This is a genomic window from Kitasatospora terrestris, from assembly GCF_039542905.1.
In the GTDB taxonomy this organism is placed as follows: Bacteria; Actinomycetota; Actinomycetes; order Streptomycetales; family Streptomycetaceae; genus Kitasatospora; species Kitasatospora terrestris.
Genome location: NZ_BAABIS010000001.1, coordinates 8,238,832 through 8,260,373, shown reverse-complemented (window position 1 = coordinate 8,260,373; position 21,542 = coordinate 8,238,832). Strand labels below are relative to the sequence as shown.

Annotated in this window: 22 protein-coding genes and 1 pseudogene; 9 read left to right on the top strand and 14 right to left on the bottom strand. The window is 75.2% G+C overall.

The features are described 5' to 3' along the window. Positions 1-62 precede the first annotated feature (62 nt). The 4 genes from ABEB06_RS37725 to ABEB06_RS37710 all read right to left on the bottom strand — a co-directional run bounded on the left by ABEB06_RS37725 (position 63) and on the right by ABEB06_RS37710 (position 7,110). A complete protein-coding gene (locus ABEB06_RS37725) occupies positions 63-2,453 on the bottom strand; it encodes a SpoIIE family protein phosphatase (RefSeq protein ID WP_345701462.1) in 2,391 nt (796 codons plus the stop codon). Between the two features lie 14 nt (positions 2,454-2,467). Then, complete coding sequence (locus ABEB06_RS37720) at positions 2,468-6,079, bottom strand: HAMP domain-containing protein (RefSeq protein WP_345701461.1); 3,612 nt, start codon at positions 6,077-6,079, stop codon at positions 2,468-2,470. Positions 6,080-6,242: 163 nt separating this feature from the next. After that, positions 6,243-6,734 carry an ATP-binding protein gene (locus tag ABEB06_RS37715; RefSeq protein WP_345701460.1) on the bottom strand — a complete coding sequence of 164 codons (492 nt, stop codon included), beginning with the start codon at positions 6,732-6,734 and terminating at the stop codon, positions 6,243-6,245. Between the two features lie 10 nt (positions 6,735-6,744). Beyond that, positions 6,745-7,110: an STAS domain-containing protein gene (locus ABEB06_RS37710; RefSeq protein WP_345701459.1), complete on the bottom strand. Its 366-nt coding sequence runs from the start codon at positions 7,108-7,110 to the stop codon at positions 6,745-6,747. 131 nt (positions 7,111-7,241) lie between these two features. Here ABEB06_RS37710 and ABEB06_RS37705 point away from each other — a divergent pair, with 131 nt between their 5' ends. Together ABEB06_RS37705 and ABEB06_RS37700 are read left to right on the top strand one after the other, a co-directional pair. Continuing rightward, a complete protein-coding gene (locus ABEB06_RS37705; protein WP_345701457.1) occupies positions 7,242-8,363 on the top strand; it encodes a glycosyltransferase family 4 protein in 1,122 nt (373 codons plus the stop codon). Positions 8,364-8,527: 164 nt separating this feature from the next. Further along, complete coding sequence (locus ABEB06_RS37700; protein ID WP_345701456.1) at positions 8,528-8,815, top strand: DUF1905 domain-containing protein; 288 nt, start codon at positions 8,528-8,530, stop codon at positions 8,813-8,815. Here ABEB06_RS37700 and ABEB06_RS37695 read toward each other — a convergent pair. The 3 genes from ABEB06_RS37695 to ABEB06_RS37685 form a co-directional block, all read right to left on the bottom strand. Next, on the bottom strand, positions 8,769-9,230 hold the full coding sequence (locus ABEB06_RS37695) for an SsgA family sporulation/cell division regulator (protein WP_345701455.1): 462 nt from the start codon (positions 9,228-9,230) through the stop codon (positions 8,769-8,771). The two genes, ABEB06_RS37700 and ABEB06_RS37695, sit on opposite strands and share 47 nt — an antisense overlap. 103 nt (positions 9,231-9,333) lie before the next feature. Next, positions 9,334-9,753: a DUF3224 domain-containing protein gene (locus ABEB06_RS37690; protein WP_345701454.1), complete on the bottom strand. Its 420-nt coding sequence runs from the start codon at positions 9,751-9,753 to the stop codon at positions 9,334-9,336. 81 nt (positions 9,754-9,834) lie between these two features. Continuing rightward, positions 9,835-10,272 carry a MarR family winged helix-turn-helix transcriptional regulator gene (locus ABEB06_RS37685; protein WP_345702112.1) on the bottom strand — a complete coding sequence of 146 codons (438 nt, stop codon included), beginning with the start codon at positions 10,270-10,272 and terminating at the stop codon, positions 9,835-9,837. Between the two features lie 106 nt (positions 10,273-10,378). On the opposite strand from ABEB06_RS37685, the gene ABEB06_RS37680 reads away from it, so the two are divergent. After that, entirely contained in the window at positions 10,379-11,212 is an 834-nt protein-coding gene (locus tag ABEB06_RS37680; RefSeq protein WP_345701453.1) for an alpha/beta fold hydrolase, read from the top strand. 80 nt (positions 11,213-11,292) lie between these two features. On the opposite strand, the gene ABEB06_RS37675 is transcribed toward ABEB06_RS37680, so the two are convergent. Together ABEB06_RS37675 and ABEB06_RS37670 are read right to left on the bottom strand one after the other, a co-directional pair. Next, positions 11,293-11,691, bottom strand: coding sequence for an ATP-binding protein (locus ABEB06_RS37675; protein WP_345701452.1), 399 nt, complete (start codon positions 11,689-11,691; stop codon positions 11,293-11,295). A 64-nt stretch (positions 11,692-11,755) separates the two neighbouring features. Continuing rightward, positions 11,756-12,526, bottom strand: coding sequence for a SigB/SigF/SigG family RNA polymerase sigma factor (locus ABEB06_RS37670; protein ID WP_345701451.1), 771 nt, complete (start codon positions 12,524-12,526; stop codon positions 11,756-11,758). A 378-nt stretch (positions 12,527-12,904) separates the two neighbouring features. Between ABEB06_RS37670 and ABEB06_RS37665 the strand changes: the two genes are divergently transcribed. Both ABEB06_RS37665 and ABEB06_RS37660 read left to right on the top strand, forming a co-directional pair. Next, on the top strand, positions 12,905-13,069 hold the full coding sequence (locus ABEB06_RS37665) for a hypothetical protein (RefSeq protein ID WP_345701450.1): 165 nt from the start codon (positions 12,905-12,907) through the stop codon (positions 13,067-13,069). A 46-nt stretch (positions 13,070-13,115) separates the two neighbouring features. Further along, entirely contained in the window at positions 13,116-14,006 is an 891-nt protein-coding gene (locus ABEB06_RS37660; RefSeq protein WP_345702111.1) for a ribokinase, read from the top strand. Between the two features lie 13 nt (positions 14,007-14,019). Here the strand turns inward: ABEB06_RS37660 and ABEB06_RS37655 are convergent, their stop codons facing one another. Both ABEB06_RS37655 and ABEB06_RS37650 read right to left on the bottom strand, forming a co-directional pair. Then, positions 14,020-14,772, bottom strand: a complete 753-nt coding sequence (locus tag ABEB06_RS37655) for a chitosanase (RefSeq protein WP_425559833.1) — start codon at positions 14,770-14,772, stop codon at positions 14,020-14,022. 66 nt (positions 14,773-14,838) lie between these two features. Beyond that, positions 14,839-15,249, bottom strand: a pseudogene (locus tag ABEB06_RS37650) (discoidin domain-containing protein); the annotation flags it as partial. 204 nt (positions 15,250-15,453) lie between these two features. Here ABEB06_RS37650 and ABEB06_RS37645 point away from each other — a divergent pair. Both ABEB06_RS37645 and ABEB06_RS37640 read left to right on the top strand, forming a co-directional pair. Further along, on the top strand, positions 15,454-16,230 hold the full coding sequence (locus ABEB06_RS37645) for a hypothetical protein (protein WP_345701449.1): 777 nt from the start codon (positions 15,454-15,456) through the stop codon (positions 16,228-16,230). Positions 16,231-16,259: 29 nt separating this feature from the next. Continuing rightward, positions 16,260-16,580: a hypothetical protein gene (locus ABEB06_RS37640; protein ID WP_345701448.1), complete on the top strand. Its 321-nt coding sequence runs from the start codon at positions 16,260-16,262 to the stop codon at positions 16,578-16,580. A 93-nt stretch (positions 16,581-16,673) separates the two neighbouring features. On the opposite strand, the gene ABEB06_RS37635 is transcribed toward ABEB06_RS37640, so the two are convergent. The 3 genes from ABEB06_RS37635 to ABEB06_RS37625 form a co-directional block, all read right to left on the bottom strand. Further along, complete coding sequence (locus tag ABEB06_RS37635) at positions 16,674-17,591, bottom strand: NADP-dependent oxidoreductase (RefSeq protein ID WP_345702110.1); 918 nt, start codon at positions 17,589-17,591, stop codon at positions 16,674-16,676. A 94-nt stretch (positions 17,592-17,685) separates the two neighbouring features. Continuing rightward, positions 17,686-18,345, bottom strand: coding sequence for a class I SAM-dependent methyltransferase (locus tag ABEB06_RS37630; protein WP_345701447.1), 660 nt, complete (start codon positions 18,343-18,345; stop codon positions 17,686-17,688). Positions 18,346-18,355: 10 nt separating this feature from the next. Further along, positions 18,356-19,285: a LysR family transcriptional regulator gene (locus tag ABEB06_RS37625; RefSeq protein WP_345701446.1), complete on the bottom strand. Its 930-nt coding sequence runs from the start codon at positions 19,283-19,285 to the stop codon at positions 18,356-18,358. An 82-nt stretch (positions 19,286-19,367) separates the two neighbouring features. Between ABEB06_RS37625 and ABEB06_RS37620 the strand changes: the two genes are divergently transcribed. Both ABEB06_RS37620 and ABEB06_RS37615 read left to right on the top strand, forming a co-directional pair. Then, entirely contained in the window at positions 19,368-20,648 is a 1,281-nt protein-coding gene (locus tag ABEB06_RS37620; RefSeq protein WP_425559745.1) for an MFS transporter, read from the top strand. Positions 20,649-20,814: 166 nt separating this feature from the next. Next, the gene (locus ABEB06_RS37615; RefSeq protein ID WP_345701444.1) at positions 20,815-21,516 is read left to right on the top strand and encodes an HAD family hydrolase; all 702 of its coding nucleotides are present in this window, start codon (positions 20,815-20,817) and stop codon (positions 21,514-21,516) included. Positions 21,517-21,542 lie beyond the last annotated feature (26 nt).

The window sequence follows — 21,542 nt, the reverse complement described above, 5'->3', positions numbered from 1 at the left end:
GCGCAGCGGGGCGTCACCTGCCGTACCGGCGCCCTCACCTGCGGATCACGCGTGTGCCCGGATCACGGCTCCGGAACCGGCTCCAGCACCTGGATCGCGATCAGGCAGGTGTCGTCGGCGGTGTCGGCCGGGCTGCGGGCCAGCGCCCGGTCGAGCAGCACGTCCAGGTCGTCGGCGGGCGCGGCCAGGTGCGCGGCCAGCTCGCGCAGCGGCTCCTCGACCGCGCGCTCGCGCTGCTCGACCAGCCCGTCGGTGTACAGCAGCAGGATGTCGCCCGGCTCCATCCGCTCCACGTGCTCCTCGTACGCGGCGTGCGGGTCGGCGCCCAGCAGCACCCCGTGCGGCATGGCCAGCGGCTCGGCGGCGCCCCCGCGGATCAGCACCGGCGGCAGGTGGCCCGCCCGGGCCCAGTGCAGCTCGCGCCGCCGCGGGTCGTACCGGGCGCAGACCGCGGTGGCGGTGGCGGCGTCGCCGAGCTCCAGTGCGGCCCGGTTGAGCCAGCCCAGCAGCGGCCCCGGCGGGGCGCCGGTGACGGCGAGTCCGCGCAGCGCGTTGCGCAGTGCCACCATGCCGGTCGCGGCCTCCACTCCGTGGCCCGCCATGTCGCCGACCACCAGCAGCACCTGGTCGTCGGGCAGCAGCACGGCGTCGTACCAGTCGCCGCCGACCCGCTCCTCGCGCGCGGCCGGGCGGTAGCGGGCGGCGGCCCGCAGCCCGGCCCGGTCCAGCGGCGGCAGCACCCGCGGCATGATCGCCTGCTGCAGCCGCAGCGCCAGCCGGTGCCGGTCGGCCGACTCCTGCTCGCTGTCGGCGAGGCGCTCGCGGGTCGCGGCCAGCGCGAGCTCGGTCCGGTGCTGGGCGGAGACGTCCTGGTAGGCGCCGCGGACCGCACGGACCCGGCCGGTGTCGTCGGTGACGGGCTCGGCGACCAGCCGGGTGTACCGGGCCGGGCCGTCCGGGCGGACCAGCCGGAACACCGCCGACGCGGACCGCCGGTGGGCGAGGACCGCCGACAGCACCCGGCGGACCGCCGGCACGTCGTCCGGGTGGACGTGCGCCGGCAGCGCCGCCAGCGGCATCGGCGAACTGCCCGCCGGCATGCCGTGGATCTCGTACAGGCGCTCGTTCCAGTGGGTCTCACCGCTGTCCAGGTCCTCCTCGAACCCGCCGGTCCTCGCCAGGCGCTGGGCGTTGGCGAGCAGCGCCGCCTGCCGGTCCTGCTCCTCCGGCAGGCGCCAGCTCAGCAGCAGCTGTCCGCCGACGGGGGCGGCGGCCAGCTCCACGGTGGTCGGGGTGGGCACGGCGGCTCCGGTCAGGAACGTGACGCGCAGGTCGGCGCGGACGGTCGGCCGGCCGGTGCTCCAGCTGCGGCGCAGCACGTCCAGCACCGTCTCCGCGCCCGCCAGCGGGTACACGTCGAGGAGCGTCCGGCCCTCCAGCTCGTCCGGCGGGCGACCGCCCGGGTCGCTGAAGCGGCGGTTGAACCGGAGCAGGCGGAAGTCCACCACCTCGCCCTCCGCGTCGTGCAACGGCTCCAGCAGGACGGCCGGGTCCAGCACCGCCTCCACCAGGTCGCCGTACGGGGTGCCGGCAGGGGGCGGCTCGGGCTCGCCGGACAGCACCAGCGCGCAGACCTCGGTCAGGGCCCGCAGGCGGCGCAGCTCCGCGGCGGTCGGGTCGGCGGGCTGCTCGGGCCACGCGAGTTCCAGGACGCCGACGGTCAGGCCGTCCCGCCGAACCGGGAGCGCCAGCCGGTACGGCGCACCGTCCCGCCCGGGCGTCGCCGCGACCGGCCCGACCGGGCCGTACGCGTCCCCCGCCGCACCCACCGCCCGCTGCGCGGGCGTGTCCACCCCGGGCGGCACCCGCTCCCACCCCGCCAGCTCGGCCGCCCGCAGCCCGCTCGCCGCCATCGGCCGCAGCGCACCGCTCTCCTCGACCGCCCACAGCACCACGGCCGTCGTCCCGAGCATCACCCCGGCCTGGTCGTGCACCACCCGCACCGCGAGTGCCGCATCCCGCTCCACCTCCCCGCCCGCGGCGGCCCCGCCCGCCCCGGACACGCCGTCCGGCTCGGTCGGGCCGGCGGCGCCCACCAGGACGGCGGCATCGCCGCCTCCGCCGTTCGGCGCCTGCGGCGCGTTCCAGCCGCCGGACGGGGGTGCGACCGGGACGACGGGAGGGGCGCCCGGGCCCGGGGGTTCGGTGGCCAGGGCGGCGACGAGGTCGGCGGCGAGGGCGGGGACGGACATGCCGGCCCGTTGGGCGAGGTGGGCGAGTTGGCGGTCGGCGTCGGCGGGTGAGCAGTGCAGGCGCTCGGCGAGGGCTCCCACCGCGAGGGCGGTGAGTGCGCGGGTCGCCAGCCGTCCGCGCAGCCGGTCGGTCTCGCGCTGGGCCCGGCGCAGCCGGATCGCCAGCTCCCGCACCTCCGCGGACCGTTCCGTGTTCGCCATGGCGGTGCGGCCGGTCAGCTCAGCCAGTGGCGGATCCGGCCGATCAGGTAGTCGGCGTCCACTGGCTTGGTGATGTGGTCGTTGGCGCCGGCGGCGAGGCTCTTGGCCCGGTCGCCGGGCATGGCCTTGGCGGTGACGGCGATGATCGGGACGGCGGAGTACTGGGCCGTCTCGCGGATCGCGGCCATCGCCTGGTAGCCGTCGAGTTCGGGCATCATGATGTCCATCAGGATCAGCCCGACGTCGGGGTGCTCGCGGAGCCGGGCCAGGCCTTCCCGCCCGTTGGCGGCGTGCAGGACGCGGGCGCCGAGCGGTTCGAGGACTCCGGTGATGGCGAAGACGTTCCGCGCGTCGTCGTCGACCACGAGCACCGTCCGCCCGTCGAGCACCGAGGCGGGGCGCCGCGGCGCCGGCTCGGCGCCGCTCTGCTCCGTCCGCTCCCCCGCGCCCTCGCCCGAGCCCCTGTGGACGGCGTCCTCCTCGCCGTCCGGTGCGCGCGCGTCGAGGACGCGGACGATCCGCTCGCGCAGCTCGTCCAGCCCGGAGACGACCTGGATCCGCTCGTTGGCGCCGTACTGCGCCAGGTCGGCGAGTCCGCCCGCGTAGCCGAGGACGGCGACGCCGCTGACCGTGTCGAGCAGCCGCCGCACCGCGTCGCCGGGCAGGGACAGGTCGACCACCACGCACCGGTACGCCGCTTCGCCGAGCACGGCGGGTGCGGCGTCGGGTGCGCCGACGGCGCCGACCTCGACGGCGGGTTCGCGTCCGGCGGTGCCGCTGCGGGCGAGCAGGGTGAGCAGTCCGGGCGGGTCGGCCTCGACGACGAGGACGTGGTGCGGTCCGGTCGGCGCGGGGACGGCGACCGGTGCCTCGGACCGCCCGCCGACGGGCAGCACCAGGGTGAAGCAGCTGCCTTCCCCGGCGACCGACTCGGCGGTGATGGTGCCGCCGAGCAGGTGGGCGAGTTCGCGGCTGATGGACAGTCCGAGGCCGGTGCCGCCGTAGCGGCGTCCGGTGGTGCCGTCGGCCTGTCGGAAGGCGCCGAAGATGCTCTCCAGGTGCTGTTCGGCGATGCCGATGCCGGTGTCGCGGATCCGGAACGCGACGGCGCCGCGTCGCAGGTCCTCGGGCAGGTCGTCGCCGGCGGGTTCGATCGACAGCCGGACGGCACCCCGGTCGGTGAACTTGACGGCGTTGGAGAGCAGGTTGCGCAGGATCTGCCGCAGCCGGGCCTGGTCGGTGAGCAGTTCCTCGGGCACGCCGGGTGCGGTGACGACCTCGAACTCGAGGTTCTTCTGCCCGGCGAGCGGGCCGAAGGTGTTCTCGACGTACTCCAGGAGCTCGCGCAGCGCGAACGGTTCGACGTTGACGTCCATCTTGCCGGCCTCGACCTTGGAGAGGTCGAGGATGTCGTTGATCAGCTGCAGCAGGTCGGATCCGGCGGAGCGGATCACCTCGGCGTACTCGACCTGTTTGGGGGTCAGGTTGCCGTTGGGGTTCTGGGCGAGCAGCTGGGCGAGGATGAGCAGGCTGTTGAGCGGGGTGCGCAGCTCGTGGCTCATGTTGGCGAGGAACTCGGACTTGTACATGGAGGCGGTGGTGAGCTGCCGCGCCCGTTCCTCCAGTTCGCGCCGCGCCTGCTCGATCTCCAGGTTCTTCGCCTCGATGTCCCGGTTCTGCCGGGCGAGTTGCTCGGCCTTCTCGGCGAGTTCGGCGTTGGAGCGGCGCAGTTCGCCCTGACCGGCCTGCAACTGTTCGCTGCGGGCCTGGAGTTCGGCGGTGAGGCGCTGGGACTCCTCCAGCAGTTCGTCGGTGCGGGCGTTGGCCAGCAGGGTGGAGAGGTTGGTGCCGAGGTCGCGGGCGAAGCGGTCGAGGAAGTCGCGGTGCAGCGGTCCGAACCGGTGCAGGGTGGCGATCTCCAGGACGCCGAGCAGCTGGTCCTCGACGACGATCGGCTGCACGATCAGCTCGCGGGGGGCCGCGGCTCCCAGTCCGGATCCGATCTCGGCGTAGCCTTCCGGGAGTTCGGTGACCGCGATGGTGCGGTGGCCGCGGGCGGCCTGCCCGACCAGGGCTTCGCCGAGGCGGAACCGCCGTCCGCCGCCGCGCCCGCCGCCGTAGCTGCTCATCGGGGCGAGTTCGGTGCCCTCCGGGGTCTCCTCGGCGAGGTAGAAGGCGCCGTACTGGGCGCCGAGCAGCGGGCACAGCTCGTCGGTGATCAGTTCGGCGACGGCGGCGAGTTCGCGGTGGCCCTGGATGAGGACGGTGAGCCGGGCCAGGTTGGTCTTCAGCCAGTCCTGTTCCTGGTTGGCGGTGGTGGTGTCGCGCAGCGAGCCGACCATGGCGTTGATGTTGTCCTTGAGGTCGGCGACCTCGCCGGAGGCGTCCACGGTGATCGACCGGGTCAGGTCGCCCTCGGCGACGGCGCTGGTCACCTCGGCGATGGCGCGGACCTGGCGGGTCAGGTTGCCCGCGAGTTCGTTGACATTCTCGGTGAGGCGCTTCCAGGTGCCGGAGACGCCCTCGACCTCGGCCTGACCGCCGAGGCGCCCCTCGCTGCCGACCTCGCGGGCCACCCGGGTCACCTCGGCGGCGAACGAGGACAGCTGGTCGACCATGGTGTTGATGGTGGTCTTCAGCTCCAGGATCTCGCCCCGCGCGTCGACGTCGATCTTGCGGGTCAGGTCGCCGTTGGCGACCGCCGTGGTGACCTGGGCGATGTTGCGCACCTGACTGGTCAGGTTGTGCGCCATGAAGTTGACGTTCTCGGTGAGGTCCTTCCAGGTGCCCGCCACTCCGCGCACCCGGGCCTGGCCGCCGAGGATGCCCTCGGTGCCGACCTCGCGGGCCACCCGGGTCACCTCGTCCGCGAACACCGAGAGCGTGTCGACCATGGCGTTCAGCGCCCCGGCGAGCGCGGCGACCTCGCCCTTGGCCTCCACGGTGATCCGCTGCGACAGGTCGCCGCGGGCCACCGCGGTCGCCACCTGGGAGATCGAGCGGACCTGGCCGGTCAGGTTGTCGGCCATCACGTTGACGTTCTCGGTGAGGTCCTTCCACGTCCCCGACACGCCCTGGACGGCGGCCTGACCGCCCAGGTTGCCCTCGGTGCCGACCTCGCGGGCGACGCGGGTGACCTCGGCGGCGAACGAGGACAGCTGGTCGACCATGGTGTTCAGGGTGGACTTCAGCGCCAGGATCTCACCGCGCGCGTCCACCTCGATCTTCTGCGTGAGGTCGCCGCGGGCCACCGCGGTCGCGACCTGCGCGATGTTGCGCACCTGGGTGGTCAGGTTGCCCGCCATGGCGTTCACCGAGTCGGTCAGCTCCCGCCACGCGCCGACCGCCTGCGGGACCTTCGCCTGCCCGCCGAGCCGTCCCTCGGTGCCGACCTCCCGGGCCACCCGGGTGACCTCCTCGTTGACCCGCGAGAGCCGGTCCGCCATGTCGTTGAAGACGGCGGCGGTCTCCCCCAGCAGGCCCGGGCCGGGCGGCAGGCGCAGGCCGAAGTCGCCGTCCCGGACGGCGGTCAGCCCGGCGAGCAGCTGCCGCAGGCCGTCCTCGGGGACGGCATCGGCGGGCCCGCCCTCGGCGGGCGGCTTCTCGGTGTCGGCAGGCTCGTCCACGGAGTACCCCGGTTGCCCTCGGTGTCGGAAGGGGGAAGTCGGAAGGGGGGAGGGGCGCTGCCCGGGCCGGATCGGCGGCCTACCGGGCGACACCCGCCCTTTCACTGTCCGCCTACCCCGCCAGGTCCGCAGTTCCGCACCCGAGAACGTCCCGGCGGGGCCTTCACCGGACCGGGCGGACCGTCTCCAGCCACACCGCCTTGCCCGCGCCCCTGGCCTCGCTGCCCCACGCCACCGCGAGCCGGTCCACCACCCGCAGCCCGTGCCCGCCGGGCGCCGCCGCCGGGCCGGTCCGCAGCACCGGCGGCCGCTCGGTGCGGTCCACCACCTCCACCCGCAGCACCGGCCCCCTGCGGCGCAGCTCCAGCTCGTACGGGCCGTCGGCGTGCAGGCAGGCATTGGTCACCAGCTCGCTGGTCATCAGCAGGACGTCCTCACCGGCCATCCACTGCTCCGCTCCGGCCGCGGGCCCGTCGGGTGCTCCGGCGGGCAACCAGCCCCAGTCCTCCAGGACCTCCCGGGTGAACGCCCGGCTCCGGGCCACCGCGCCCTGCCGTCCGGCCAGCAGCAGCCGCCGGCTCTCCCCGCCGGTGCCCGTCCCGTCCCCGCGGGGCCCGTGCGTCCCGTCCTCGCCCGCCGCGCCGGTGCCGTCCACGACTCGCCCCTCACTCGCCCTCGCCGTCGGCGGCCAGCGCCTCGGCCATCCCCGGGTGGACGGTGAACAGCTCGTCCGCGCCGGTCACCTCGAGGATCCGCGCGACCACCGGGCCGGGCGCGGCGAGCTCCACCGCGCCACCGCGGTCCCGCACCGCGAGGCGGGTGCGCAGCAGCAGGTTCAGGCCGGTCGAGTCGCAGAACGCGAGGCCCGAGCAGTCGACCACCAGGCGCCGGGCGCCGTCCGCGAGCGCCGTGTCCAGGGCTTCGCGCAGCGGGCCGACCGTGTCGTGGTCCAGTTCGCCCTCGGGGCGGACCACGGTGACCCGCGGATGGACCTGGACGGTCACGGCGAGTTCCGGACGGGGCGCATCCATCGCACGCTCCTCCCGGGGGACGGCGACGCTCCACCCCCACGATAGGCCGTGACCGCGGCCGGTTTCACCCGCACGCGCTGTGGCAGACGATGGACAGGGGGCGTGCCTCGACCTACGGAGCGGAGCTGCCGGTGCGGATCGCGATCGTGGCGGGCGAACCCGGACCGGCCGAGGGCCAGGCCCCGGACCGCCTCGCCGCGCTCGCCCAGGCCCTGACCGGACGCGGGCACCGGGTCGAGCTGGCCACCCGGGCGTCCCCCGCCCGGCTCGCCGAACGCACCGCCGACCGGGTCGCCGACCTGCCGCTGCCGCACGTGCCGGTGACCGCGCTCTACGCCGGACGGCCCGACGCCGTCGAGACCGGCGCCGTCCTGCGCTCCACCCCCGCCTGGGCGGACGCGCTCGCCGCCTGCTGGCTCGCCGACCCGCCGGCCGTCGTGCACGCCTGCGGCCCCGACGCGGCGCTCGCCGCGCTCTCCGCCGCCCGGCGCGTCCCCGACCTGCCGGTGGTCGTGGAACGCGCCACCGACCTGCCCGGCACGCCCGACCACAGCCCCGACTCCGCGACCCGGCTCCGCCTGCTGCGCAGCCTGCTCGCCCGTGAGGCGGACCTGCTGGTCGCCCGCACCCGCTGGGAGGCCGCCCTGCTGCGCCGCCTCGGCGCGGCCTACCACCGGGTCGCGGTCGTACCGCTGCCGGTCGACGTCTCGCGCTTCGCCCCCACCGCCCTGCTCGGCGAGGGCAACGGCCCTCCGCACCTGCTCAACCTGGACGGCGGGCGCTCCCCCGAGGCCGTGCCCCTGCTGGCCGCCGCGCTGCGCCGGCTGCCCGGTCTGGTACTCACCGTCGTGGGCGGGCCGCGCACCGCCTCCCGGGGGCAGCTGCGGCGGCTCCCGGAGACCGCGCACCGCAAGGTCCCCGGGCTGCTCGCGGCGGCCGACGTCCTGGTCGCGGTCCCCTCCCGGGCGGCCGGTGGCGCGGCGGTGCTGGAGGCGATGGCCTGCGCGGTGCCGGTGGTCGCGGTCGAGAACGGTCCGGTCAGCGAGCTCGTCGTCGACGGCGTCACGGGGCTCCTGGTCCCGCCCGGCCGCCCCGCCCTGCTCGCCGGCACGCTCCGCGACCTGCTCTCCGACCCGGCGTCCGCCCAGGCCCTCGGCATCGCCGGCGCCGACCGCGTCCGCGCCCTCCACACCTGGCCCCTCGCCGCCGAGCACCTCGACGCGCTCTACCCCGCCGTCCACCCGGTCGCCTGACCGGCGGCGCGCCGATGCCCCGGTCCCCGCCGATCCTGACCCGGTGCCCGCCGCGCGGAGCACGTCCAGGACTTCCGGCACCTCGTCTCCGGTCACGGGCGGAGCCCACGGTCCGGGTACGCTGGGCCGCGCCCGAAATGCCCCGAGGGAACGGACCGGCCCGCATGGACGTCGTCTTCACCGGAGAGGTCGTCGAGTGGCGCGGCCCCGCCCCGTACTTCTTCGTCCCGGTGCCGGACGCGCAGTGCGCCGACATCCGCGAGGTCGCGGCGACGGCCAGCTACGGCTGGGGCGTGGTCCCGGTGGCTGCCCGGATCGGCGGGGTCGCGTTCGAGACCTCGCTGTTCCCGAAGGACGGCGGGTACCTGCTGCCGTTGAAGAAGGCGGTGCGGGGGCCCCAGGATCTCACCGCAGGGGACGAGGTCGCCGTGGAACTGACCGTCCGTCTCTGACGCCGAGCAGGTGCGCGGTCAGCGCGTCCAGGTCGAGGTGGTCGGTCTCCGACCCGTACGGGACGACCGTGCAGGTGCCCTGCAGGAAGGTCCGGACGTGCGCGGCGGGGGCCCGCAGCGCGCAGGTGCTGCCGGGGACGCTCAGCGCGATCAGGATCTCCTCCCGTTCGGCGCAGATCGTCGGGAAGACCGAGACGTCGCCGGTGCCGGCCCAGGTGTTGAGCCCCTCGGTGAGGATCTCCCGGGCGAACACCCAGGTGATGGGCTCGTCCAGGTCGACGTGGCAGTCGAGGTGCACGGCGTACGGGTCCGCCCGGTAGTACCGCAGTCGGGCGGCGACGGGGATGCTGAGGCCGGGGCAGGTGACGGCCAGCAGTTCGAGGTCCAGCCAGTGGTCGGGGCGGCGGACGTTCATCGGGCCGCCTCCCCTGTCACCAAGGCAAGAAACGTTTCTTCATTCGGCCGATCATGGGCCTGACGGCGAATCATGCCCATTCAACGACCGAACAGGCCCGTGGTCACACTCCGGGTCGGCCGAGCTCGTAGTCGAACCACATCCGGTGCGTCCCGTCCTCGTCGATCGCCAGGCCGCCGGCCCCGGTGATCCCGGCCAGCGCGCCGGTGCCGCTGGTCGGCACGATGGTGAAGAACTCCGCCGTCCGGTCGGTGCCGGAGGTGGTCGCGGAGTGCACGAAGTTGAACGCGCCCTCCGCGCCGTTCAACGAGCCCTCGAAGGACTCCATCGCCACGTAGGTGCCGATGCCCGTGGTCTGGTCGAACGCGGCGGTGAACAGCGTGGCGGACCGGCCCGCCACCTCCCCCTCGAACTGCTTCTCGATCCGCGCGACCCCCACCGGCAGCCCGGTGGCGATCGCCGGCTCCTGCTCCAACCCGGTGGGGACGAAGGACTTCACGGTGAACGTTCCAGAAGCTCTCATGCCCGGATGGTAGTCAGCACCACCGACAACGGGGGCGCGCCGCCCGGCCGCGCGCCGCCCGGACCCGGCCGCCCACCCGGCTCAACCGCCGAGCCGGGCCAGCACGCCGGGGTCGAGCTGCTCGGCCAGGACGCGCAGCGCCGCCTTCACCTCCTCCAGCCGGGCGGGGTCGGCCAGGACGTCCGCGAGGACGCCGTCGACGTCGGCCGAGCGGATCTCGGCGACCCGCGGGGAGACCTCCCCGGCGGGGCTGAGCAGGGTGCGGCGGCGGTCGGCGGGGTCGACGGCGGCCTCGACCGCGCCGGCCTCGCGCAGGCGGGCGACGCAGGTGGAGACCTTGCTCTGCGGGAAGCCGGTGCGCAGGGCGATGTCCTTCACCGGCGTCCCGGGGTGGGCCCCGATGTCGGCCGCCACGATGATCACCGACTGGGCGCTCGTGCCGTGGGCGCCGATCCCCTCGGTGGGGATGGCGGCCTCGCCGAGCTTCATCAGGGTGCGGCCCAGCAGGGCCAGGTCCATGCCGTTCACACCGAGGAGAGTACATCAGGTCAGATGCATCACTATTGATGCATCTTTTCTGATGCATTACGCTCCTACCCGTCACCCCACCGCGGAAGGACTCCCGATGACCACCGGACTGCTGCCCGTCGACGGCGCCACCCTCCACTTCGAGCAGCGCGGCACCGGCCCGCTGCTGCTGATCTCGCAGAGCGGCGAGGGCGACGCCGGGCGCAGCGTCGACCTGGTCGACGCGCTCGCCGACGACTTCACGGTCCTCACCTACGACCGCCGCGGCCTCTCCCGCAGCCTCCTCCACGACGCCGACCGGGCGGTCACCCTGGCCGACCACGCCGACGACGTGCACCGCCTGCTGGCCCACGTGACGGACCGGCCCGCGCTGATGCTCGGCTGCAGCTTCGGCGCGGTGATCGGTCTGCACGTGGCCGCCGAGCACGGCGGGCAGCTGGGCGCGCTGATCGCCCACGAGCCGGTCGCCCCCTGGCTGCTGGACGCCGAGGCCGACGCCCACCGGGACGAACTCGCCCACCTCCAGGACCTGTTCACCTCCGCGGGGCCGGCCGCCGCCCTCCCGGCGATCGCCGCCTCGCTCGGCATCGACCCGGCCTCGCAGGACACCGAGCCCGGCCTCACCCCGCAACCCATGGACGAGCGGCGGCGCGCCAATTTCGCGCACTTCGTCACCGCGGAGTTCACCGCCCTGCGCACCGACCCGGGCTGCCGCGACCGCCTCGCCGCCACCTCCACCTCGATCGTCCCCGCCGCCGGGCGCACCACCCCCGCCACGGTCTTCGACCGCCTGGCCGCCGACCGGCTGGCCGAGCTCGTCGACCGCGGGGTCACCTTCTTCCCGGGCGGCCACAACGGCAACACCACCCACCCGCGGGCCTGGGCCGAGCAGCTGCGCCGCACCTTCCTCGGCGCCGGGGCCCGGCGCTGAGGCGCCACGGCCCGCCACCGGGGCGCGAAGGGCGGCGCCGGACGACCCGCCGGGGTCAGCGCCGGACGACCCGCCGGGGGTCAGCGCTGGACGACGACGGCGCGGACGACCTTCCCGCCGCGCACCCGCACCGCCCGGACGTCCGTGCACAGCCGGGTGACCACCAGCAGCCCGTACCCGCCCGGGTCGGGCGAGCCCGGTACCCCGGAGACGACGGGCAGCAGGGGGCTGGTGTCGCGGACCGCGACGGCGACCCGCGCTCCGCTCAACCTGACGGTGAGCCGGCACGGGCCGGGGGCGTGCACACAGGCGTTGGCGAGGAGTTCGGCGACCACGAGGCCGACGTCCGCGCGGGTGTCGGGGCGCAGCACCGCGCGGTCGGCGCACCGGTCGAGGAAGTGCTCGACCTCCCGTCGGGCCGTCCGGACGGTGCCGGGGCGGCCGTCCAGGTCGAGGACGAGCTGCGGGGTGCGGGGCACGCGGGCCACCTCCCCGTTCGTGGGCGGTCCGGGCGCCTGCCCACGAACGGGCCCTCCATGCCGGTCAGCCCGCCTCGACCTCCTCACGCAGCCGGCCGAGGGTGGCGCTGAGGATCCGGGAGACGTGCATCTGCGAGACGCCGATCCGGTCGGCGATCTGCGACTGCGTGCAGTTCCCCCAGAACCGCAGCAGCAGCACCCGCCGCTCGCGCTCCGGCAGCCGGTTGAGCAGCGGCCGGACGGCTTCGCGCAGGTCGACCAGGTCGAGGGCGGCGTCGCGGACCCCGATCCGGTTGAGCAGGGCGCTGCCGCCGTCGTCGGTGTCGTCGTCGCGCAGGGCGTCGAGCGAGTCGGTGCGGTAGAGGCGTCCGGCGGCGAGGCCGGTGGTGACCTCCTCCAGGTCGAGGTCGAGGTCTTTGGCGAGCTCCTCGGGGGTGGGGAGCCGGCCGAGTTCCTGTTCGAGGCGGTCGGAGCCGCGGGCGACCAGCAGGTAGAGCTCCTGAACGCTGCGCGGGACCCTGACCGGCCACGAGGTGTCGCGGAAGAACCGCTTGATCTCGCCCGAGATGGTGGGGATCGCGTAGGTGACGAACTCGACGCCGCGGCCGAGGTCGAAGCCGTCGACGGCCTTGATCAGGCCGACGGTGCCGACCTGCAGGATGTCGTCGAGTTCCTCGGGGCGGTGCCGGAACCGGCTCGCCACGAAGCGGACCAGCGGCATGTTGAGTTCGATGACGGTGCCGCGCACGTAGCTGTACGTGGCGGTTCCGGGTTCGAGTGCGGCGAGGCGGCGGAACAGCGCGTCGCTGAGTTCACGCGCCTCGATCTTGCCCATGACCCGCATCTCCTGCGGGGTCGGGCGGTACATAGGGTCGATTTCGACCGGGCTTGCAGGGGCCGACACGGGGGGCCATCTCCCTGAGCTTTCCGGCTGCCCACGTCCGGTCGCGGCGGCGCGGTACGCCGACCTGCGACGGGCTGGGAGACCGCGGGCCCGGCTGCTTCAGGCGACGGCTTCCCGGCACAGAGACTGTGCCATGGGATCGGCCGCGCGAGGTGTCGCACACCGGGCGCGCCCGACAGTGAGTTCATACCCACCTTCGAACCGCGTACACACGATTTCCGGTCCCGTTCCCGGGTAGGGGGATCAAGGGCCGTTCGACGGCGGGCGCCCGCCCGCCGAGGCCTTCGGACACCGAGAGCAGGTGCCACGATGACCGTTCCCACCCCTCCCGACCCGGACGTGCGCCCGCCCGCGCCGCCGACCGATCCGCCGCTGCCGGACCCGCCGGGCCCGGGGCCGCTGCCGCCGGAGCCGCAGCCCCCGATCCCGCCCGAGCCCCCGCGCCCGCCGCAGCCGGACCCCACCGCCCCGTGACCGGACGCGTACGCTGGGTCGGGTGACCGACCTGACTTCCCCGCCGCTGATCGCGGTCGTCGGCAGCCTCAACCTGGACCTGGTGGTCCCCGTGCGGCACCACGCCACGCCGGGCGAGACGGTGCTGGGCGGCGACCTGGTGCGGCATCCGGGCGGCAAGGGCGCCAACCAGGCGGTGGCGGCTGCGCGGCTGGGCGCGCGGGTGGCCCTGGTGGGCCGGGTGGGTGACGACGACGCGGGCGGGCTGCTGCGCTCCGCCGTCCGCGCGGCCGGGGTGGACGTGTCGCACGTGCGCACCACCGAGGGCACCCCGAGCGGCCATGCGCTGATCACCGTGGACGAGCGGGCCGAGAACGCGATCACGGTCAGTCCGGGCGCCAACTCCCGGCTGGCCGCGGCGGACTGCGAAGCGGCCTCCGAGTTGCTCGCCGCCGCGGCGGTCACCCTGCTGCAGCACGAGGTGCCCGTCGAGGTTGACCACGCGGCCGCCCGGCTGGCCGGCGGGTTGCTGGTGCACAATCCGGCGCCCGCCCTGGTCGGCCGTCAACTCCCGTCCGGGGTGGACGTCCTGGTCCCGAACCGGGCCGAACTGGGCGCACTCACCGGCCGCCCGGAGCCGGCCACCCGCGGCGAGCTGGTCGCGGCCGCGCGCGAACTGACCGGCGTGGGCGCCGTGGTGGTGACCCTCGGCGCCGACGGGGTGCTGCTGGTGGACGGTTCCACCGACCTCCACCTGCCCGCGCGACCGGTCGACCCGGTGGACACCACCGCGGCGGGCGACTGCTTCTGCGGCGCCCTCGCCGTCGCCCTCGCGGAGGGCCGCCCGCTCGACCGGGCGGCCCGCTGGGCGGCGGTCGCCGCCGCGTTGAGCACCACCCGGCACGGCGCCCAGCCCTCGCTCCCCACGCGCGCAGAGCTGGACGCCGCCCTTTCCTGACCGCCCCACCCGGTCAGGACGTGATGGTGAACGGCTCCCCGTAGACGCTCCAGGACAGCGGGGTCTTCAGGTCGAAGTTGCCCTCCTTGAGGAACTTCCGCTGCTCGGTGCTGACCCGCGTGGTGTCGCTGTGCGCCTCCTCCTTGCGCATCTCCGCCTCGCGCGCGTCGAGGAAGGCGTTCAGGTAGGTGGTCTCGTTGCCGCCCTGCGCCGGGGGCTTGGCCTTGGCGAGGGCCGCCGCCCGGATCGAGCGGAAGCCGTCCGGCCCGTGCATCACCGCCGCGTCGTAGTACGCGAACTGGCCGAGCGCCCGCAGGCCGTCCGACTTGCCCTGCGCGACGGCCGGGTTGAAGTACACCCGGTCCCGCTCCGACTCCTGGGTCTGGGTGAACACCGGGTCGGTGGCCGCCTGGCGCCACGCGCCGGGGAAGCCCGGGTCCAGCCCCTGGTGCGAGTCGGTGCCGTCGACCGCGCGCAGCGCGGGCAGGTACGGGGCGAGCACGTTGCCGGGCTTCTTGGCGGTGTACGCCTCGACCAGGTCGAGCATGTCGCCGGTGCCGGAGCAGAAGCCGATGATGCCGGCGGTGTAGCCGCGGCCGTCGTCGATGTCCTCGATGTACGAGAACTGGGCCCGCCAGTCCAGCGAGGAGTTCTCCGCGCTGGAGACCAGCTTCATCGCGATCTCCTTCTTCACCGGGTCGTCCAGGTTGACTCCGCTGGACGGCGGCGTGCTCGGCGGGGTGGTGGTCGAGCCGCCGCCGTACACCTCGACCTCCCACAGCGAGTAGCCGTACGAGGTGCCGCGCTGGGTGCCGTAGACCCGCAGGTAGCGGCCGGTGCCGCTGACCGCGAGGTCGTCGGTGGCGCCGTCGCCGCTGGTGGTGGAGTAGATCTGCCGCCAGGTGGAGCCGTCGTCGGAGAGCTCCACGCGGTAGGCCTTGGCGTACGCCGCCTCCCACTTGAGCACCACGCGGTTGACGCCGGTGCCGGCCCCGAGGTCGATCCGGATCCACTGGTTGTCCACGCCCTCGGCGCTGGCCCAGCGGGTGGTGCCCGAGCCGTCGACGGCCTTCGCGCCGCCGTAGCCGCTCGCCTCGGTGGAGGAGACGGTGACGGGCTTGTTCAGGGCCAGGTTGGTGGTCGCGGCGGTGGCGGGCGAGAGCCCGGCGACCGCGGTGACCAGCAGACCGGCGGCGACGGCCGTGGCGACGGCGGTTCCGCGCTTGCTTCCGATGAAGGACATGCCACTCCTCTTGGGGGACGGGGATGGGCCTGGTGCTCGCGCGCGCATCAATTAAGAAAGTTTCCTAACCGATGTCGAGCGAGCGTAGGGCCACCCGCCGCCGACCGCAATGCCTTGGCACCGACCGAAGTTGGAAATCCACGCGACGACCGGCCCGGCCTGATGCAGGATGCGGTGGGCCGACGAACGGAAGGAGAAGGTCCGATGTCGAAGTACGACCTGCTCGTCGTCCTGCCGCCGATGCCGCCCCAGGAGTACGGCACGGCGCTGGCCGCCGCCCTCGCGCCGTACCACAGCGAACTGGAGGTGCCCCCGTACCGGGACTACGAGCCGGCGGATCCGAACAGCGTGTACTGGGTGCGGGTGAACAAGGAGCGCGGCGTCCTGCCGGACCGGGACGGCCTCGGCTGGAGCGAGATCGCCGACCTGATGAACTCCCGGACCGGAAGCGCCCCCGGCGACGGCGGCCACCTGTACGTCGACGAAGCCGGACACGGCTACCACCTTCGCACCTTCAACCCGCGGGGCCGGTGGGACGGCCTGTCGCTGCGCATCGAAGGTCCGCGCCTGCTGCACCGGCCGGACGCCGCCGGAGACCCGCGGCTGGAGAAGCACGCGTACGGGGACGTGCCCCGGGACCGCGACCTGCTCCGCGGCCTTCCCGACCGGTGCGACGGCGGGCCCCGCGGGCTGCTGGACTTCGAGGCGCTGCGCGCCGCGCACGAGCGGCTCGCCGGAGAGCGGCACGACGCGTGGACGGCCGGCGGCGACGCACCGTCGGCGTGGCCCTTCCCCTTCACCGCGGACCGGGCCGAGAACCTCGCGCGGGCCCGCGCCAACGCGGTCCCCGGCTACGCGCTGCTGCGCCTCGACGGAAGCTGGACCGACCGGCGCGACGACGACTACCTGCGGGAGGCCAACGCCCACCTGGACGCCCTGGACCCGGAGTCCGTGGTCCTGGACGTGTGCTGCCACTGCTGACGGACCTTCGTGGAAGACTGCGGCACATCATGAGAACCGAAGTCCACGTCTTCGTCGCCGACGGCCCACTGCCCGACTGGGACGCGACCGAAGAAGAGATCGACCGACGCTGCCGGCAGCTGGAGGCGGTCACCGCACCCGTCACCGCGGAGGAAGCCCACGCCCTGGCCGGCTGCTTCGGCCCCGACGACTGCTACGGCGCCGGCTGGACACTGATCCACCTCGTCGAAACAGCACCTGGGCCGATGCCCGTCGTCCCCCGCCCCGGCGCCGACGCACCCGTCTGGGACGTCCCCTGGCGGCGTTGGCACGGCGACGAGGACGAGGAGCTCGACGACGGGGCACCGTGAGGCGTCCGGGAAGGACCTGGCGGCACCCGCTGACGGCGGCCCCCGGGGCGCCCGGCCCCGCCAGGGTCGGGCGACGGCCGGGCGCCGGCCGGGTCAGAGAGTGATGACGATCTTGCCGGCGGTGTGGCCCTCCTGGCTGAGGGCGAAGGCCGCGGGGAGGTCGGCGAGCGGGAAGGTGGCCGCGACGTCGACGGTGAGTCGGCCGGCGTCGGCGAGGCGGCCGAGTTCGGCGAGGTCGGCGCCGTCGGGGCGGACCCACATCCACTGGCCGCCGGCGCCGAGGACGGTGTGGTCGGCGATGGAGGCGTGCCGGCCGCCGTCGGCGAGGACGGCGAGGGTGCTGTCGAGGACGCCGCCGACGAAGTCCGCGACGACGGTGACCCCGTCGGGGGCGAGGGCGCGGACGCGGTCGGCGAGCCCGTCACCGTACTCGACGGGCTCGCAGCCGAGGGCGCGCAGCCGCTCGTGGTTGCGCGGGGAGGCGGTGCCGATGACGCGGGCGCCGCGGACGCGGGCGAGCTGGACCCCGAGGGAGCCGACGCCCCCGGCGGCGCCGTGCACGAGGACGGTGTCCCCGGCGCCGGTGCCGAGGCGGGTGAGCAGCTGGTGGGCGGTCAGTCCGGCGAGCGGGAGTCCGGCGGCCTGGGCCCAGTCCAGCGCGGCGGGCTTCGGCGCGAGGGCGCGGACGGGCACGCTGACGTACTCGGCGAAGGTGCCGCCGTGCACGTAGTCCTTGCGGGCGTAGGCGATCACCTCGTCGCCGACGGCGAACTCGGGGACGTCGAAGCCGACCTGCTCGATGGTGCCGCTGACGTCCCAGCCGGGGACCACGGGGAACACCGCGTCCATCAGGGCGTCGAGCCCGCCGGCCATGATCTTCCAGTCGACGGGGTTGACCGCGGCGCACCGGACCTTGACCAGGACCTCCCCGGGCGCGACCTTCGGCAGCGGTAGCCGGGTCTCCCGGAGGACCTCCGTCCCGCCGTAGCCGGGGTAGGCCATCGCCCGCATGGTGTTGTCGACCATCCTCGCGTCCTCTCGGTGTGCTGTCCGCGGCCCCCGCCCCATCCCACCACGGCGGGCCGCCGCGACCCGGGACGACGCGCTACGGCCGGCGGGCCATCAGGTGGGTGTCGAGGTAGCCGCGTTCGGACTCCGGGTCGAACTGCAGGCGGGCGACGGCGACCAGCCCGGCGCCGTCCATCAGTTCGGCGAAGCGGTCGACCGGCCAGGCGTAGGCGGGCGCCACCTTGTGGTCGAAGCGGACCGGGTCCGGCCCGTCCGTCCCGAAGAAGGAGGCCAGCAGCAGGCCGCCCGGGGCCAGCACGCGCACCTGCTCGGCGAGCAGCGCGGGCACCTCCGCGGGCGGGGTGTGGATCATCGAGTAGTGGGCCAGCACGCCGCCGAGCGCGCCGTCCTCGATCGGCAGCGACTCCATCCGGGCCTCGTCGAAGCGCAGTTCCGGGTGGGCGCGCCGGGCGTGTTCGACCATGCCCGGGGAGAGGTCGAGGCCGAAGGCGTCCAGCCCCTGGTCGTTCAGCATCGCCGTCAGGTGCCCGGGCCCGCAGCCGAGGTCGGCGGCGCGCAGGTTGCCCGTCCCGCGGACCAGCTCGGCGAAGGTGGTGATCATCGCCCGCGCGAACGGGTGCTCCTCCAGGCGGCGGTCGGAGAACAGCGACGCGTACAGCTCCACCACCCCGTCGTAGGCCGCCCTGGTGTTCTGCTGGTGTCCCCGGTGTTCCTGGTGTCCCTGGTGCTCCGTCACGGGAGGGACGCTAGCGCACCCACGCCGGGGTCCAGGTCCCGGCGGGGGCGGGGCGGTGGGTGAGGGCGGCGAGGTGGGTGCGCAGGGCGGCCAGCGCCGGGTGCGGGTTGTCGCGGTGCCAGAGCAGGGAGTGCGGGTAGACCGGCGTCGGGTCGGTGATCGGGATGCGGCGCAGGCCGTGGCCGGTGGGCCAGACCAGGCGGGTGTGCTCGCCCATGAAGGTGGCCAGCGCCGGGGTGTCGGCGACGGTGTCGAGCAGCGCGTCGGAGCCGAAGTTGGGGCCGGTCGCCTCGATGGTGAGGCCGAACTCGGCCCGCAGGTCGTCGTAGTAGGCGGCCCACTCCGTGCCGGGGACGATGCCGGGCATCCAGATCCGGTGCCCGGCGAGCCGGGCGGGGGTCACCGAGCGGGCGCCCGCCAGGGCGTGCCCGGGGCCGGTGAGCAGGTGCAGCGGCTCGTCGAGCACCCGGACGGACGCGATGTCGGGCGGCAGCGGCCGGCCGGGCGCCGCGACGGCGCGGAAGGAGGCGTCGATCGTGCCGGAGCGCAGCGCGCCGACCGCCGTCTCCACGTCGAACAGCATCACCACGTCGAGCTCGACCTCGGGGTGCGCCTGGTGGAAGCCGCGCATCAGGCCGGACGGCGCGACCCGGGAGGCGATCACGTCCACCCGCAGCGGCCGGCGGCCGGCGCGCACCGAGGCGGCGGCCCGCTCGGCGACCCGCAGCAGCTCGCGGGCGTGCGGCAGGAACGCCTGCCCGTCGATGGTGAGCTCGGCGCCGCGCGGGGTGCGGGTGAACAGCCGGACGCCGAGGCCGCGCTCCAGCGCGGCGATGCGCTTGGAGACGGCCTGCTGGGTGAGCGCGAGCTCGTCGGCGGCGTCCTGGAACCGGCCCGTGTCGGCGGCGGCGACGAAGGTCCGGACGGTGTCGAGGTCCATCCGGCCACCCTACGGTCACAACCACCGGTTGTGGCTCGGTGGCCCCGCGGTTGTTTGATCTGCGGAACGGTCGGCCGGTTGGATGCTTCCGGTCGCGTACCGGTTGTGGCGGAAGGAGGTGGCGGGTGTGAGCGGCGGGCTGCGCTTCGGGTGGCTGTGGAGCGCGTACGGGTCGAGTGCGCTCGGCACCTGGCTGGCGTTCGGCGCGTTCCCGCTGATCGCCGTCCGGGTGCTGCACGCCGGACCGGCCGAGGTCGCCGCGCTCGCCTCGGTGGGGGCGGCGGTGGGCGCGGTGGCGGCGGTGCCGCTCGGGCCGTGGGTGGAGTTCCGCCGGAAGCGGCCGGTGCTGGTCGGGGCGGACCTGGTGCGGTGCGCGGCGCTGCTGACCGTCCCCGCGGCGTACGCGCTCGGGGTGCTCGCCTTCGTCCAGCTGCTGCTGGTCTCGGCGGTCGTCGCGGCGGCCGACCTCACCTTCCGCGCCGCCTCGGGCGCGTACCTGAAGTCGGTGCTGCCGGGCGAGGAGCTGCTCCTCGCCAATGCCGGGTTCGAGTCGACGGCGTGGACCGCCACGATCGTCGGGCCGCCGCTCGGCGGCGCGGCGATCGGGCTGCTCGGGCCGGTGGCGACGGTCGCGGCCGACGCGGTCAGCTACCTGCTGTCCGCCGCGGGCATCCGCCTGGCGCGCGGCGAGGAGCCGCCGCCCCCGTGCCGGGACGCGGAGCGGCCGCGGGCCGCGGGGCTGCTCGACGGCTGGCGCCACCTGCTCGCCGACCGGGCGCTGCGGCCGCTGTTCGTCAACACCGTGCTCTTCAACGGCCTGGTGCTGGCCGCCGAGCCGCTGCTGGCCGTGCTGATGCTCGGTCGGCTCGGTTTCGCGCCGTGGCAGTACGGGCTCGCCTTCGCCGTGCCCTCGCTCGGCGGGCTGCTGGGCGCGCGGCTGGCCCGTCCGCTGGCCGCCCGGTTCGGGCAGCGCCGGGTGCTGGCCGCCGCCGGGGCGGTGCGCGCGGTCTGGCCGGTCGGGCTGGCCCTCGTCGGTCCGGGCACCGGCGGGCTGCTGCTGGTGATGGCCGTCGAGTTCGGACTGATCCTGAGCTGCGGCGTCTTCAACCCGCTCTGCGCCACCTACCGGCTGCACCGCACCCCGGCCGACCGGGTGGCCCGCACGCTCACCGCCTGGTCGGTGACGACCCGGGCCGCGACCGCGCTGCTGACCGCCGGCTGGGGCGCCTTGGGCGTCCTGCTCGGCCCGCGCCCGGCCGTCGCCCTGGCGGGCGTCCTGCTGCTGGCCACCCCGCTGCTGCTCCCCCGCCGCGAGCCCCCGGCCCCGCTGCCCGACCCGGCCCCCGAGTCCGTGCGGGCGTGACCGCCCGCAGGACGGCCGAGCGTCGGCTCCTCCGGCCGTTGCGGCCGATCAGCAGCCGGGGCAGCGGGACCCGCCGCACCCCGAACCGGCGGGGCGGCCGGGGAACCCGGTGTGCCTCCCGCCGCACCGGGTAGACGCCGGGCCCCGGTACGGAGGAGGCGGAACGATGAGCGAGGGCCCGGCGGCCGCCCTGTTCGACGTGGACGGCACCCTGGTGGACACCGCGTACCTGCACACCCTCGCCTGGTGGGAGGCGCTGCGGCAGTACGGCCACGACGTGGACGCCGCCCGCGTGCACCGCGCCGTCGGCATGGGCGCCGACCAGCTGCTCGACCACCTGCTGGGCGAGGACCGCAGGCGGGACGACGACGAGGCGGTCACCGCCGCGCACCTGGCGCTGTGGGCGAGGTCCTGGCCGTCGCTGCGGCCCTTCCCCGGCGCCGCCGAGCTGCTGCGCGAGTGCGCGCGGCGCGGCTGGCGGGTGGTGCTGGCCACGTCGGCGTCCGCGCGCGAGGCGGAGGCGCTCCGCCGGGCGCTGGAGGTGGACGACGCGCTGGCGGCGGTGACCACCGCGGACGACGTGGCCGCGAGCAAGCCCGCACCTGACCTGGTGCACGCGGCCCTGGAGCGGGTCGACGGCGTCGCGGAGCGGTCCGTCTTCGTCGGCGACGCGGTGTGGGACGTGCGGGCCGCCGGGCGGGCGGGGGTGCGCTGCGTGGCGGTGGAGAGCGGCGGCCTGTGCTCCCGCGAGCTGCGGGCCGCCGGCGCGGCCGAGGTCCACGCGGACGTCGCCACCCTGCTGCACGCCCTGGACGACAGTCTGCTGGCCCGCCCGCCGGTGGCCGGACTGGTCGGCCACCGGTCCTGACAGGCAGGCGGGCGGCCACCGGGCCC

Coding starts and splice junctions, on each gene's coding strand:
- ABEB06_RS37725 (WP_345701462.1), bottom strand. CDS start 2,453: ATGGCGAACACGGAACGGTCCGCGGAGGTGCGGGAGCTGGCGATCCGG.
- ABEB06_RS37710 (WP_345701459.1), bottom strand. CDS start 7,110: ATGGATGCGCCCCGTCCGGAACTCGCCGTGACCGTCCAGGTCCATCCG.
- ABEB06_RS37700 (WP_345701456.1), top strand. CDS start 8,528: ATGGACGTCGTCTTCACCGGAGAGGTCGTCGAGTGGCGCGGCCCCGCC.
- ABEB06_RS37695 (WP_345701455.1), bottom strand. CDS start 9,230: ATGAACGTCCGCCGCCCCGACCACTGGCTGGACCTCGAACTGCTGGCC.
- ABEB06_RS37690 (WP_345701454.1), bottom strand. CDS start 9,753: ATGAGAGCTTCTGGAACGTTCACCGTGAAGTCCTTCGTCCCCACCGGG.
- ABEB06_RS37685 (WP_345702112.1), bottom strand. CDS start 10,272: ATGGACCTGGCCCTGCTGGGCCGCACCCTGATGAAGCTCGGCGAGGCC.
- ABEB06_RS37680 (WP_345701453.1), top strand. CDS start 10,379: ATGACCACCGGACTGCTGCCCGTCGACGGCGCCACCCTCCACTTCGAG.
- ABEB06_RS37670 (WP_345701451.1), bottom strand. CDS start 12,526: ATGGGCAAGATCGAGGCGCGTGAACTCAGCGACGCGCTGTTCCGCCGC.
- ABEB06_RS37665 (WP_345701450.1), top strand. CDS start 12,905: ATGACCGTTCCCACCCCTCCCGACCCGGACGTGCGCCCGCCCGCGCCG.
- ABEB06_RS37645 (WP_345701449.1), top strand. CDS start 15,454: ATGTCGAAGTACGACCTGCTCGTCGTCCTGCCGCCGATGCCGCCCCAG.
- ABEB06_RS37640 (WP_345701448.1), top strand. CDS start 16,260: ATGAGAACCGAAGTCCACGTCTTCGTCGCCGACGGCCCACTGCCCGAC.
- ABEB06_RS37635 (WP_345702110.1), bottom strand. CDS start 17,591: ATGCGGGCGATGGCCTACCCCGGCTACGGCGGGACGGAGGTCCTCCGG.
- ABEB06_RS37625 (WP_345701446.1), bottom strand. CDS start 19,285: ATGGACCTCGACACCGTCCGGACCTTCGTCGCCGCCGCCGACACGGGC.
- ABEB06_RS37620 (WP_425559745.1), top strand. CDS start 19,368: ATGCTTCCGGTCGCGTACCGGTTGTGGCGGAAGGAGGTGGCGGGTGTG.
- ABEB06_RS37615 (WP_345701444.1), top strand. CDS start 20,815: ATGAGCGAGGGCCCGGCGGCCGCCCTGTTCGACGTGGACGGCACCCTG.